The organism is Sporosarcina thermotolerans, assembly GCF_042658975.1.
Taxonomy (GTDB): domain Bacteria; phylum Bacillota; class Bacilli; order Bacillales_A; family Planococcaceae; genus Sporosarcina; species Sporosarcina thermotolerans.
Map to the genome: position 1 here is coordinate 241,533 of NZ_JBHSRM010000013.1, position 12,837 is coordinate 254,369.

Sequence of the window (12,837 nt, forward strand, 5' to 3'; positions counted from 1 at the left end):
TTTACTCCCCCTTGTCAGCTAAAATCTCATGATCATCTTCGTGTAACCTAACATAGATTTCCTCTAATAGCCGCCTCACTTTATCATGTTCTTCACGCTCAACAAGCTTTTCCAATGAACTATCATTATATTTAATCTTGGTAAACCATAAAGCAGATGATATTGAATAAACGTCACTTAACACCGCGTTTTCATCATCCGACAAAGGTCTTGCAGTAATATAGCCTTTATAGTAGGTCTTGAATAATTCTTTTCGATCATTATCAGTTAATCCATCGGCTAAATCCATTTCACAAGCTGTCAACAATCCCTCAAGTACCATGTCTCCTACAAGGGTTTCATCTCCAGCAATGTTGTAATCGAATATCCCAATATTCCCTTCTATGTACGATAAATTGTTAATAGAAATATCACCTTGTGTGGCAAACCTCGGTAACTTACCCCAAGACAACTTTACTTTCTCAAGCTTCTTTGTATATAACTCTATTATTTTCCAATACATTACCGTATCAATTGCCCCCGCTTCACCAAGCTCACGAAATGCATTGTATCCACTGACTTCGTTATATCCAACAAGATTAAAAATAGTACTATTTCCAATAAGACAATTTCCCTTCTCCGATATTTTGTGGATTTTCCCCATTAATTGGCCCAATTTATAGGCAAGATTATAGTCAATCGCTTTGATCTCTTCCCCTAAATAATCCTCAACAGTAACAGCAACATCCAAATGATGCAATTTGTAATTTTGGCAGTACCTTCCCTCGCTGACATACCTTCTTGGCGTCAAAATGCCGTGATCCCTTAAATACTCAGAAAAGAGACTTTGAGACTCAATAATATGAGATGGATGTTCTTTTTCTTTGACAAATTTCACAACAACCGGATTTCTATCAGTGAATTCCACCTTACATATTATTTTGACTTCCGCATTTTTTTCATCATAGTAATGAATAAAATTATGGATGTTAGATATTTGCCCTTTAATCGTGTACAGTGCCAAAACTTCATTTATCGTTTCCAACCCGATATTCATGTTGTACCCCCGTTGCGCCAGTCGATGCTGTTTAACTCAGGGACAAATTGAAACAAATCGTCTACAGCCGCCCCGTCTGGCGTATGAATGTGGAATAACTCAATTATTTCTTTTTCATCTCTATTTATTTTCCATACTGAAGACAAATACAAGGACAGTCCATAAGTAGTAATGGTAACCCCATTTTGAAGTGCCGACTGAAACAGCTTAATGCTTTCTTCAAATCTTTCAATCTTATGAAATGTACAAGCACCATTATGAAGCAAAACAGTCATCGAACTCTTGTTTAACCGAGAACTATTAAGGTCATCCCAACTCCCAAACAAATCACTTTCCTTTTCATCTGCTTTCGCATCGAGCACTCCCTTAATTTCATCATCTAACAGGTTTATATTTTTTACAGCCTCTATTACCAGCTCAGTTTCGTCTAGGATAAAAGCTTTCTCAGCCACAAGCGTCCAATATGTAAACTCAGCAAAAATTTTATTTTCCCAGTTCTGATCCTCTTCTATTACATCCAACATATTTCTTAATGGCATGTCAATCTCTGAAAGCTCGTTCAGAGTTAAGAGTGACCAAACGGCCGCACGATGACTTTCAAACCGTACACCTCTATTGTCCTTAATCCGGGAAGAATGTTCACAGGCATACATATACCAATCAAACCATTCGCCAAAGTAGTCACCTAAAGAAAGTGTTAAAGCTTGAGTTGCATCCGACACAAACCAATGCAGCTTATGGGGAAACAAAGATTGCTTGCCCCACTCTACAAATTCAACATGGTTTTTATAAACAGTCTCAGCTTTTCGCAAAATGGCTGGGATATCCGAAAGATTCCAATACATCCAGCCAATTTCATCTACTGTCAATGTTTTCGACTTTTCTTTTAGATCAAGTATCAGCTGAAATGCTTCTTCGTTTTTGTTGTTTTTTAGTAGAAAGTCAATATGTTTAAAAGCCCCCATTATTCATTCCCCCATACATAAAAGCGTTTTTCAGTGAAGAAAGCTAAATAGATTATTAAACGAACTATTATTAAATGAATGAGTATTCCTACACCTTTCCTGCCTATACCCTCCACTAAATCTTGAAGCCCTCCCCATTTTTAATGGTTAAATGACAGTATTGCTACAATTAATGTTACGTATTGTGCTTGAAGTAATAATAGTTGCGATAGGATGTCGCGAATTTAGATTGATCTTCTTAGGGAAGTAGCAGACCATCCTTGAACCACCTATTCTTTGATCAAATTTCCATCCAAATCGTAATATTTGTAATTTCGTTATTCATAATGATCTTTATTTGTTTGAGGATAATCAACCCAAGTAACAGTTGCTTGATACGGAATAAAATGTTCTTCTATTGTTATCCCATTTATATCTACTACCAGTTTAGCAATTTCATTTTCATAGTTAGTCACAAACATCATTTTAGAGTTTTCAAATTGGGTTAAGAACATACTAAATGATTCATCTTTACGGGTCTCAACATACCTCCAGACATAATTACCTTTTCGATTTTTATTAAACTCTATGATAGACGGACTATTATTGGATAGGAAACCAGCAATTCTGATATCATCAAAATCGGTGATTTCCATGATTTCAATGTCCTTATCCTTATAACCATCAATTGACTTAATGACATTTACGATAGAAGCCTTATCATTTCCATATAACTCTTTTGTATTATAAAAATAATAAAATACTACTAAGACTAAAAGGCATACACCTATAATGAACCCTATTTTTTTCTTCATAGTAATTACACCCCTACTTTAAGGAATAATCCTCTTTTGTTACAATCACCTTCTTACTTGTATTCTACATTCTCGTATAAATACCTTCATTGTGTAACCTGCACATGAAAAAGTGAGGATTCGCTTGTAAATCGCATAGAAAACGGCTGAATTGTTGAGAGTCGGTGATAAACCCGTGCGAGTCGGTGATAAACCCATTCAAGGCGGTGATAACAGCACCCAAGTCGGTGATAAACGCTTTTCGAATGTAAAAAAGCGTCCGCCTGAAAGGAAATCAACAATATCGCATATTGTTGTATACTAAAAGGCTATCCCATATTCGGGATAGCCTTTTCTTTACATCGATAATTTATGCTGTTGTTGGTTAATCCATTTATACATACTCTTATATAACAATAACGAAACGACCATTAGCATGATTCCTTTTATGAGATTAAAAGGAAGGATCCCTAATACGATTACATTAAACATTGCGTCGCTCGTATAAGCTGGCATATTTAAAAAGTAAACGTACATCGGCAGGAATACTGCATAGTTCAATACGCTCATACCGATTGCCATTGAAGCAGTTCCTGCAATTAGACCCACTGTAAGTCCTTTAGTAGATTTAATTTTATTGAAGATGAAATAGATTGGCATAATGAATAGAATTCCTGTTACAAAGTTTGCCATCTCACCAACTGGTACGCCTGTCGGACTTCCTGATAAAAACCAATGCAGTACATTCTTCAGTAGTTCTACGGCGATGCCTGCAACTGGACCCATCGTCATGATTGCTAATACTGCCGGGATTTCACTGAAATCGATTTTCAGGAATGCCGGTAGAGCTGGCAGCGGGAAATTCAACTGCATTAAAACTGTTGAGATGCTCCCTAACATTGCGATGAGAATCATCTTTCTTAACTTCTTGTTGTTCATTTTGTTCCTCTCTCCTTTTGCGATTCACTTCAAAAGAGGAAAGGTCTGACCGAATATTGTGTGTCCTTTACATCCAGCTTCGGCGGTCGCCTCCGCTTTAGATATAAAAAATCCCCAAAGCTAAATAAGCTTTAGGGAGAGTTTAAAAGGCATCATTAAATAAGGGGTCGGCTACAAAGAAATTTTCTTCATACATCCCCACACTTAAATAAGCACCCTTTTTGTAGACGACACAAAAAGACGGCTGCACCTTCACCTTCTCCCATCCAGACTATACTGTCGGCTCTGGAATCTCACCAGAATCAGCTGTTAAGCTCGCGGGCTAAGAAGTATATCTTCTATTTCCGCCGGTCGGGAATTACACCCTGCCCCGAAGATGAATCAATATTATATTACTACTCTATTGTAGATCAAAAAAAGCATTTTGTAAACTCACCTGTTTACAAAATGCTTTTCATTATGGTAGCCAAATTGGATTTGCACCAACCGGCTTGGGTAATGGTTTTGTCAGATCATAGTTTTCGAAATGACTCTGTTCAATATTTTTCAATTGGACCTGTACGTCGTAATTACTTGCCGTCAACATGAATCCCTCTATCATTTGCAATACATCTTGTTGAGGTATAGTTGTAAAATCTACAGGAGAATCGAAAGATACAACAGCAATTCCATCGACCTCGGTAACTTGGTAGTCAACTCCTGCAGGAATGACCTCTTTCACAATGTCATTTTCAGCCTTTTTCATTGACAGTAAAGCTTCAGTTACAGTAGAAGAATCCCCATTCTCATACGGAACTAAATAAACTTCCCCGGAAGGCATGACATACTTGAAATAAGGCAGTTGACGTTTTAAGGGAAAGTCCATAGCTTTTCCGATATAATCAAATACCAATGGCATTCCGTCTTCATCCACCACTTTTAAATCCTCATAATCAGTAAATGTTGACCTCGCTGAATCTTCATACGAGGAGAATGTAGCTGGTGCCATATCATACCCATGATTCTCCGGAAGCTTATGAATTACAGTCTTTTCTGATGTCGTCAAGTCCCCTTTATATGGATGATAATTATCGAACCCATAACTCTCTTCATCAAAAATTCCTGCATATTCCTTATAAAGTTCCACACTATCCGGTTTATCGATCCCTAAATCAGCCTTAACCCTGTCACTTCCGATAAGAATAGTGACAGGTATAACATTCGCTTCATGAATGAGTCCAAGATTTAATGAAAACGTGTTATTTTGATTCGCGAAGACGACATGACTTTTCATTCCCATAATATCCATTGATGAAAATGTCGTTGCATCAACTGATTCAGCGTCACTATCTTCTTCAACTGATGCTGATTCAGCTTTACTATCCGTCGTAATCGCTTGCTTCCCAGCTGATCTTGCATTCTCCATCATAGGTTCGGATACCATGTCTTGGTTACCTTTTAACATAGATGGCAGAAGCAAGCAGAGCAATAATAAGGCGGCAACAGCAACGATACTCGGGATCCACTTTTTCACTTTTGGTCGACGATCCTTTTTCAATCGATCATCTTTTTTCAGACGCTCCAAGATTTCCGATGAAGGGCGGTCATCCGAGATTTTCGGCATTGAATGAAGGAGTTTATTAAGATTGTCGTCATTCCATTGATTGTTTGCCATTCAACTTCCCCCTTCTTCCGAAAGAGCATTCATTTTCTTTTGTAATGCTTTTATGGCACGGTGCTGGGTTGTCTTCACTTTCCCTTCCGTCCAACCAAGAGTTTCTGCAGTTTCGGCAATGGACAGCTCTTGGAAGTACCGTAAGACAATTACCATTTTTTGATCGCCCGTGCATGTGTTTAATACTGAGAGCAATTGTTTCATGTCTTCATTCAATGATAATAATTCTTCAGGAGTACTGCCGCTAGATACAAGCTCGCTTTGCTCCCAATCAAACTTATCGAAATGATGTTTTTGCCTAACAGATTTCTTTCTGAAATGGTCAATAGCAACATTTTTCGCGATTGAAAACAACCAAGTTTTTTCTGAACTTTTACCTTCAAAACCGGAATATGCACGCAGCACCCGAATATATACTTCATGCATAAGGTCTTCGGACTGAGTACGATCTCCGGTTAAATAGATAAGAAAGTTGAATATATCCTGATGATATTGCTCATATAGCCTGTGGAAAACGGAGTCATCCACGAAATCCCCCCGTTCAATACATTAGTCGTAATTCAAGATGAAAAGTTTCAACTTTGGGTATTGATTTTTGTTTGGTAGTTAGGAATTTGAATCGGCTTGTTCCGGGCCTAACGGCAATGTGCAATTAAAGATAGTCCCTGAAGGATGAGCCAATTCTGCAGTTATTCGGCCATCATGTGATTCGATTATTGTTTTTGCAATGGCCAAACCTAAACCTGTTCCGCCCTTTCCTCTTGTCCTTGCTTTGTCCGCCTTATAGAAACGCTCGAAAATGAATGGCAAATCTTCTTTAGGAATCCCACTGCCTGTATCTGCTACCGTAATGTCTACGGTCTCCTTCTTCTTTTCGACACTTATTACCACTTTTCCTCCATCTTGAGTATGTCGAATTGCATTATCAATTAGATTTGTAAAGACTTGTTCCAGTCGATCATCGTCAGCAAACAAAATTGTTTCATTGTCACTTTCATCATAGTTTATATAGAGTTCGACATTTGTGTCTCTTGCAATTTGCATGAATTTGTTCAAAACCCTATTTAAAAATGGAATTAGTGAAAAATGATCTTTATACAATCGCATATGTCCAGATTCCATTCTCGCCAAGTCAAGCAGATCCGTAACAAGACGACTCATCCTTTTCGATTCATCGTGAATGATTTGCACCATCTCATTTCGTTCCTCTTCACTCGTCACCACATTGTCAATTATTGCTTCACTGTAGCCTTGAAGCAGCGATATAGGAGTTCTAAGCTCATGTGACACATTGGCGATAAAATCAGATCTCAGCTTATCTAATTTATGCTGTTCCGTCATATCACGTAACACCGCAACGGCCCCACGGATACTATTTTCACTATAGAGCGGGCTAATCGAAACACCATAGAACTGACCAGCCAATTCCAATTCATCTTCCACTTCTTCTGAAAAAGAAATGGCATGTTCTAACATATGGAATATTTCAGGTGGTAGTACCTTATCATTCGCCCCATTTGCAAAATACCACTTTTGTAAAAGTCGTTCCGCCTGGGGATTGCTAAGTAAAATTGAATAATCTCTGTTAAATGTAATGACAGCATCTGTCATGGACGTTAAAATACTTGATAATTGTTCTTTTTCCTGCTTGATTAACTCCATTTGGTATTTCAGCTGTCTTCCCATTTGGTTGAAAGCAGTGGCCAACTGGCCTATCTCATCATTTTGGGTTGCTGGAAGCCGGGTGTCAAAATTACCCTTAGACAGTTCAAACGCCGCCTGTCTCATTCCTCGTAAAGGAGAAGTGATTCTTGTTGAAAGGAAAAAGGCAAAGATCGTTGTTAAAATGAAAGCGATAAAAGCTGAAAGGAAAACAATATGTGTAGTTCTTTTCGTTGTTCGATGAACGGCGTCTAAACTTTGGTACATGACAATGGTGTTGAAAGTGCCACCCATCTCTTCGAAAGGATATACAATGACCAAGTATTGTTCCATGACATCAGGATCTTTAACGGATGGTAATATCATTTCTTTCACAATCTTTTCGTTCACTTTCAAATTTGTGAAAAACTTTGGTTCCGATAAAATCTTCTGCTCGATTTTTTCTCCATTCAACCCTTTATGAAATGAATATTGAACTTCCTTATCGGAGCTCACGATTAATGCATTTGTTTCGTTATCTAAAATATCTTGGATAATCAGTCGCAATGCCGATTCACTTTCATGATCGATAACAATTTTTCCGATTGTCGTTGCTTCTCTTCGAAGCGAATCCTCTGCTTGGTTTGTATGAAAATTGTCAAGGAACTCTAAAAGAAGTACGGTAACGATAAAGAGGACAAAGGAAACGAGAAGCAATATGGTTGCCCATAGCTTCCCGACGATTGAATGCCATATCCTATTCATTTGGTACCTCGAATTTATATCCGACACCCCAAACTGTTACAATCATTTTAGCTGCACTTTCAGATACACGGCTGAGTTTTTCCCTAAGCCGTTTTACATGTGTGTCAACTGTACGTAAATCTCCGAAAAATTCATAATGCCAAACTTCCTTCAATAATTGTTCACGGTCAAAAACTTTGTCCGGTGCCTTCGCTAGGAAATACAATAACTCATACTCTTTAGGAGTTAAATTGACCTCCTTCCCTTCCGCTGTTACTCGATGGGCATCGTGATCTATTGTTAATTGAGGGAAGACGACAAGATCTTTTGAGCTATTTGTTGCGGTAGCATCAGGGAACGTTACAGATCGTCTAAGAATTGCTTTCACACGAAGAACAACCTCTCTCGGACTGAAAGGTTTAACTATATAATCATCTGCCCCTGTTTCAAACCCTGCAACGCGATCTGACTCCTCACCTTTTGCTGTTAGGAGGATAACAGGTGTCATTTTTTTAGCATCTCGTAATTCCTGCAAAACTTGAAGACCGTCTTTTTCTGGCATCATTAAATCAAGTAAAATGCAATCATAATGATTCGCTAGGGCTTTCTCAATTGCCTCTGCTCCATCAATTGCCTCTTCTATTTCAAAACCTTCTCGGGAAAGATACATATTCAGAAGGCGACGGATACGATCCTCGTCATCCACCACAAGTAATTTTACAGTTTCATCCATAATTATTATCTCCTTTCACAACTCTCCTGCTATTATTGTACAAGCTGTTTGAAAAAAAAGAAAGACTGCACAGCCCTTCATTAGCTGTGCAGTCCAATCGGTTTATGCATACGAATGCAAACCGGCTATAATCAGGTTCACGGCAATTAGGTTGAACATGATGATAACAAATCCAATAACCGCGAGCCACGCTGATTTCTTACCTTCCCACCCTTGTGATAGGCGAACGTGTAAGAATGCTGCATAGAAGAGCCAAGTAATAAGTGCCCAAACCTCTTTGGGGTCCCATCCCCAGAATCTTGACCATGCTTCATGAGCCCAAATCATAGCGAAGATTAATGCACCTAAAGTGAAAACAGGGAATCCAATTAGAACGGAACGGTAACCGATTTCATCCATAAGTTGCGAATTGGCTTTTTTAGCAAACGGTTGGAATACACTCGCAATCGGTTTGCGGAAAATTAATCGTAACAATAGATATAGGATTGTACCTGTAAATACCGACCAAACAAATGTCGTCAATGTTTTCGCATTGACAATAGCCGGCATTTCAAACCATGGCGTCATTGCTTCAGATGTTTGTGCTTCATATTCATTCATCCCGAACAATGGCGGGTAATTATACTCGATTTTTGCAGGCATCTGATTCTTATCAATATACGTAAAGTGGGCTTCATAGCCTGTCACTTTGAATGTTGTAGAGGATACTACAAATCCAAGTACAAGTATAAGTGTAAACATGACCGCTTCAAGCCAAAAACGTTCTTTCGACTTTTTTGTCAAATCTACGTTCTTCAATAAATAAATCAAACCCGCTACTGCACTTATTGCAAGGATTGCCTCGCCTAATGCTGCAGTTATTACATGAGTTGCCAACCAATGGCTTTGCAGCGCAGGAATTAATGGAGTAATCTCTGTCGGGAACATACTGGCATAGCCAATAATAATGATGGCTATCGGCAATGCGAATAGGCCGAGCGACGGCGTTCGATACAAGTAGAAAATAAGAATGAAAGCCCCTACTAACATCATGCCAAACGCAGTAGTAAATTCAAACATATTACTCATAGGTGCATGTCCAGATGCAATCCATCTTGTAATGAAATAGCCGACATGTGTGATGAAGCCGATAATCGTTATCGAAATACCGATTTTACCCCATCTATTATTTTTATAAGAAGCTTCCGATTTTGCACCTTTCACCGCACCACCGAAGAAAAGAGTGGCTACCAAATAGGCGATGAAAGAAACTAAAAGCAGATTAGCGCTTAGTGATGCAAGGCTCATAATTATTTTTCTCCTTCCTCTTGCTCAATGGACTCGTTATCCCGTCTATCTTCATATTTTGGTAAGTTGGCGAAGTTTTTCACTTCATCCAATTCCTTTTTCAAAGTGAACCAGTTTTTATTTGTATGGGCAGCGACAAGCAATTCCTCGCCTTCCCCTTTTTGAACCCAAATTCGTCTATGGTTCCAGAAGGATCCTTGACAAACACCGATCATGAAAATGAGTCCACCAAATAGAAGTATATATAAAGTCTTATCTTTACGGATTGTCAAACCTGATATATCACGAGTATCTGCACTGACAAATTTAACAGCATACGCATTTTCTTCAGTCTCTAGAGTTTGCCGAATGGCAACAAAACTTTTTTCACCTTGTGGTTTCTCAAGTGTTTTCATATCAAATATGAATGCTGGGTTGTTTGGAATTGGAGATTTCGAGACAGGTTCACCATTTTCGACGCCGTCATAGTCCGCGTAATATCCTATCAAATTAACCTGCGCACCATCATTCAACTTATAAACACCTTCGGGATCATCAAGATCAATCGTAAACTCACCAAAAGACTTATTAGTTTTCTTTTCTACTAATTGCATCGTCATTGATTTAAGTTCATTTAATCGATAGTCCATTTGGAAAATGCTGTATCCATCAAATTTCAGTGGCTTATTGACGATTATTGAATAATCCTTCACAAGATCCATATCCGTAGAACCAGGGAGAAGATCCTCTTTCAATTTGTATAGAGTTACATCTGTTTGGTAATTTTTAACGATAGTGCCTACTCTATCAAGGGCATCCCCGAAGACTTCGGAGGCCTCTTCTTTTGTATAATATTCCATACTAAAATCATTACTCTTCAAATAGAACTCCGGTGCACCGGGTATCGAGCGTAATTCACCCTCCCGAATCCACATTGTCTCATCGACATAGAAGCCTGGAATGCCGCGTAACAGAATACCAAATAAGAAAATGATCAATCCTGTATGATTGACATAAGGACCCCAACGAGAAAAACGTCCTTTTTCGGCTAATATCGCGCCATCTTCCATCTTCACATTATATTTCATTTCTTTCAGTTTTTCTTCTGCTTTTGTCAAAGCCAAATCCGGGTTTTCAGAAGAGCCTATGCCGTAGACACGTTGCCTTTTCATGAAAGAAGTATGACGCTTCGTCCGCTGTTTCTTCAGCGATTTATAGAGTGGGATAACCCTATCCACACTCGCGATAATGATGGATGTTCCAAGCATTCCGATGAGTATCTTAAACCACCAGCTATTGTACATATCATAGAAGCCTAATTTATAATAAAGCGTTCCAATGAAACCATATAGCCGTTCATAGTAAGCTAACATTTCTTCTTCACGTACGGGTACATAAAACTTTTGAGGGAATAATGTACCGATAGCTGACGTCGCAAGTACTGCGACAATTATGCTTACACCAATTTTTACACTTGAGAAAAAGTTCCATATCTTATCGATAATTGATCTTTTATATGTTTGTGATCTTCGCGCTGATCCCTCATATCGCATATCAACGACATCGGCTTTTTTCGCTTCCTCAGTCATTGGTCTGCCACATTGTTCACAGAGCACTATTCCAAATGGATTTTCGTGACCACATTGGCATTTGATTTTACTCATGTTTATGAACTCCTTATTAAGGTTGGATGCTTTCCATGTAGGAAATTATTTCATCCCTAGTCATTTCCGTAATGATGATCTTTTTTATTCTTCCGTCTTTATCGATAAGGAATGTCGTTGGAAGTGGTTGAATATTGTAAAGATCTCTGATGTCCTTCGCCTTGTCTATAACGATCGGAAAAGTAAGACCATATTGATCCCGGAATGTATCCACCTTTAAATTGGATTCACCACTGTTTACTGATAAAACATGAACACCTTTTTCTTTGAAGGCATTATACTGTTCTTCCATATCTGGCATTTCCCGTTTACACGGCGGACACCATGTGCCCCAGAAATTCAAAAATACACCTTCACCTTTATAGTCAGATAATCGTTGTTTATTTCCATCTAAGTCAACAAGTTCAAAATCCGGCGCTTTATCACCTACCGCAAGAACTTTCACCTTGTCTTTTGAAACTATAGAAAATATAATAGCTGCCGCCAATAACAGAAGAACTACGCTTCTAAAAATAAGGCGTGACTGCTTTTTATTCGCCTTGGACAATTTAAATAGCCCCCCTAACGATAATGGTACTCCTATTCTATTATAGCAAACCAACCATAGGTAAATTTAAGAAGTAATGATAGGTTTGTGACAAAATCAAAAATGCTGGGTGGCTAACCGCCACCCGCGAAGTACATTTATCCGATTTTTCCGGTCTCAGCAAGCACTCTTAGTTGCTTTACTTCATGAGTAGTCAATTCCCGTGCTTCACCCGCATTTAATCCGTGCGTAGTCAGCATCGCGAAAGACTCCCTTCTCAACTTTTGTACAGGACAGCCGATAGCGTCAAACATCCTACGGACTTGTCGGTTTCGTCCTTCATGTATCGTGATATCAACAATTGCCGTACCCGTTTTTTTGTCAAACGATTGCATCTTAACTCTTGCTGGTGCCGTCATGCCATCTTCCAGCTCAATTCCCCGTTCAAGCTTTTTCAACGCGCTACGTTCAGGAATCCCCTTTACTTTTGCCACATACTTTTTGTGAATACCAAATTTCGGATGTGTCATCAAATACGAGAAATCACCATCATTCGTTAAAATGATTATTCCGGACGTATCAAAATCAAGTCTGCCGACTGGGAATATCCGTTGTTCCACCATCGGGAGCAGATCGAGGACAGTCTTTCTACCTTTGTCATCACTTACAGTCGATATGTATCCTCTCGGTTTGTATAGTAAATAATAGACGAACTCCTCCTTAACAAGCTCGACTCCTTCAACTTCTACCCTGTCGTTACGGGTAACTTTCGTACCTAATTCAGTAACAACGATTCCATTCACTTTCACTTTTCCATCGACGATTAGCTTTTCCGCTTTTCTACGGGATGCAACGCCGGCTTGGGCCAACACTTTTTGTAGTCTTTCCAAATCGTC

General features: G+C 38.8%; 12 protein-coding genes, 1 pseudogene and 1 riboswitch. All 13 genes and pseudogenes read right to left on the bottom strand.

Annotated features, from left to right (window positions below):
* Position 1 precedes the first annotated feature (1 nt).
* Positions 2–1,036: a protein kinase family protein gene (locus tag ACFPZG_RS09050; RefSeq protein ID WP_283731816.1), complete on the bottom strand. Its 1,035-nt coding sequence runs from the start codon at positions 1,034–1,036 to the stop codon at positions 2–4.
* The gene (locus ACFPZG_RS09055; protein ID WP_283731815.1) at positions 1,033–2,001 is read right to left on the bottom strand and encodes a hypothetical protein; all 969 of its coding nucleotides are present in this window, start codon (positions 1,999–2,001) and stop codon (positions 1,033–1,035) included. Before ACFPZG_RS09055 ends, ACFPZG_RS09050 begins: the two co-directional genes overlap by 4 nt.
* A pseudogene (locus tag ACFPZG_RS09060) lies at positions 2,001–2,123 on the bottom strand (hypothetical protein); the annotation flags it as partial. The gene ACFPZG_RS09055 and the pseudogene ACFPZG_RS09060, both read right to left, overlap by 1 nt.
* Positions 2,124–2,318: 195 nt before the next feature.
* On the bottom strand, positions 2,319–2,795 hold the full coding sequence (locus ACFPZG_RS09065) for a hypothetical protein (RefSeq protein ID WP_283731813.1): 477 nt from the start codon (positions 2,793–2,795) through the stop codon (positions 2,319–2,321).
* A 336-nt stretch (positions 2,796–3,131) separates the two neighbouring features.
* The gene (locus ACFPZG_RS09070; RefSeq protein WP_317940057.1) at positions 3,132–3,713 is read right to left on the bottom strand and encodes an ECF transporter S component; all 582 of its coding nucleotides are present in this window, start codon (positions 3,711–3,713) and stop codon (positions 3,132–3,134) included.
* A 250-nt stretch (positions 3,714–3,963) separates the two neighbouring features.
* Positions 3,964–4,095: riboswitch (FMN riboswitch) on the bottom strand.
* 75 nt (positions 4,096–4,170) lie between these two features.
* Entirely contained in the window at positions 4,171–5,367 is a 1,197-nt protein-coding gene (locus tag ACFPZG_RS09075; RefSeq protein ID WP_283731811.1) for a hypothetical protein, read from the bottom strand.
* A complete protein-coding gene (gene sigX / locus ACFPZG_RS09080) occupies positions 5,368–5,895 on the bottom strand; it encodes an RNA polymerase sigma factor SigX (RefSeq protein WP_283731810.1) in 528 nt (175 codons plus the stop codon).
* A gap of 78 nt (positions 5,896–5,973) precedes the next feature.
* Entirely contained in the window at positions 5,974–7,773 is a 1,800-nt protein-coding gene (locus ACFPZG_RS09085) for an ATP-binding protein (RefSeq protein WP_283731809.1), read from the bottom strand.
* Positions 7,766–8,485: a response regulator transcription factor gene (locus ACFPZG_RS09090; RefSeq protein ID WP_317940058.1), complete on the bottom strand. Its 720-nt coding sequence runs from the start codon at positions 8,483–8,485 to the stop codon at positions 7,766–7,768. The genes ACFPZG_RS09085 and ACFPZG_RS09090 overlap by 8 nt, the downstream gene beginning before the upstream one ends.
* A 102-nt stretch (positions 8,486–8,587) precedes the next feature.
* Entirely contained in the window at positions 8,588–9,772 is a 1,185-nt protein-coding gene (gene ccsB / locus ACFPZG_RS09095) for a c-type cytochrome biogenesis protein CcsB (protein WP_283731807.1), read from the bottom strand.
* Between the two features lie 2 nt (positions 9,773–9,774).
* Positions 9,775–11,415, bottom strand: a complete 1,641-nt coding sequence (gene resB / locus ACFPZG_RS09100) for a cytochrome c biogenesis protein ResB (protein WP_317940059.1) — start codon at positions 11,413–11,415, stop codon at positions 9,775–9,777.
* A gap of 16 nt (positions 11,416–11,431) precedes the next feature.
* On the bottom strand, positions 11,432–11,962 hold the full coding sequence (gene resA, locus ACFPZG_RS09105; RefSeq protein ID WP_283731806.1) for a thiol-disulfide oxidoreductase ResA: 531 nt from the start codon (positions 11,960–11,962) through the stop codon (positions 11,432–11,434).
* 137 nt (positions 11,963–12,099) lie between these two features.
* The gene (locus tag ACFPZG_RS09110; RefSeq protein WP_283731805.1) at positions 12,100–12,831 is read right to left on the bottom strand and encodes a pseudouridine synthase; all 732 of its coding nucleotides are present in this window, start codon (positions 12,829–12,831) and stop codon (positions 12,100–12,102) included.
* Positions 12,832–12,837: the final 6 nt, after the last annotated feature.

Bases quoted from the DNA above. Each gene is read 5' to 3' on its own strand.
- ccsB (WP_283731807.1), bottom strand. From the start codon at position 9,772: ATGAGCCTTGCATCACTAAGCGCTAATCTGCTTTTAGTTTCTTTCATC.
- resB (WP_317940059.1), bottom strand. From the start codon at position 11,415: ATGAGTAAAATCAAATGCCAATGTGGTCACGAAAATCCATTTGGAATA.
- ACFPZG_RS09055 (WP_283731815.1), bottom strand. From the start codon at position 2,001: ATGGGGGCTTTTAAACATATTGACTTTCTACTAAAAAACAACAAAAAC.
- ACFPZG_RS09085 (WP_283731809.1), bottom strand. From the start codon at position 7,773: ATGAATAGGATATGGCATTCAATCGTCGGGAAGCTATGGGCAACCATA.
- ACFPZG_RS09065 (WP_283731813.1), bottom strand. From the start codon at position 2,795: ATGAAGAAAAAAATAGGGTTCATTATAGGTGTATGCCTTTTAGTCTTA.
- ACFPZG_RS09050 (WP_283731816.1), bottom strand. From the start codon at position 1,036: ATGAATATCGGGTTGGAAACGATAAATGAAGTTTTGGCACTGTACACG.
- ACFPZG_RS09070 (WP_317940057.1), bottom strand. From the start codon at position 3,713: ATGAACAACAAGAAGTTAAGAAAGATGATTCTCATCGCAATGTTAGGG.
- ACFPZG_RS09090 (WP_317940058.1), bottom strand. From the start codon at position 8,485: ATGGATGAAACTGTAAAATTACTTGTGGTGGATGACGAGGATCGTATC.
- ACFPZG_RS09075 (WP_283731811.1), bottom strand. From the start codon at position 5,367: ATGGCAAACAATCAATGGAATGACGACAATCTTAATAAACTCCTTCAT.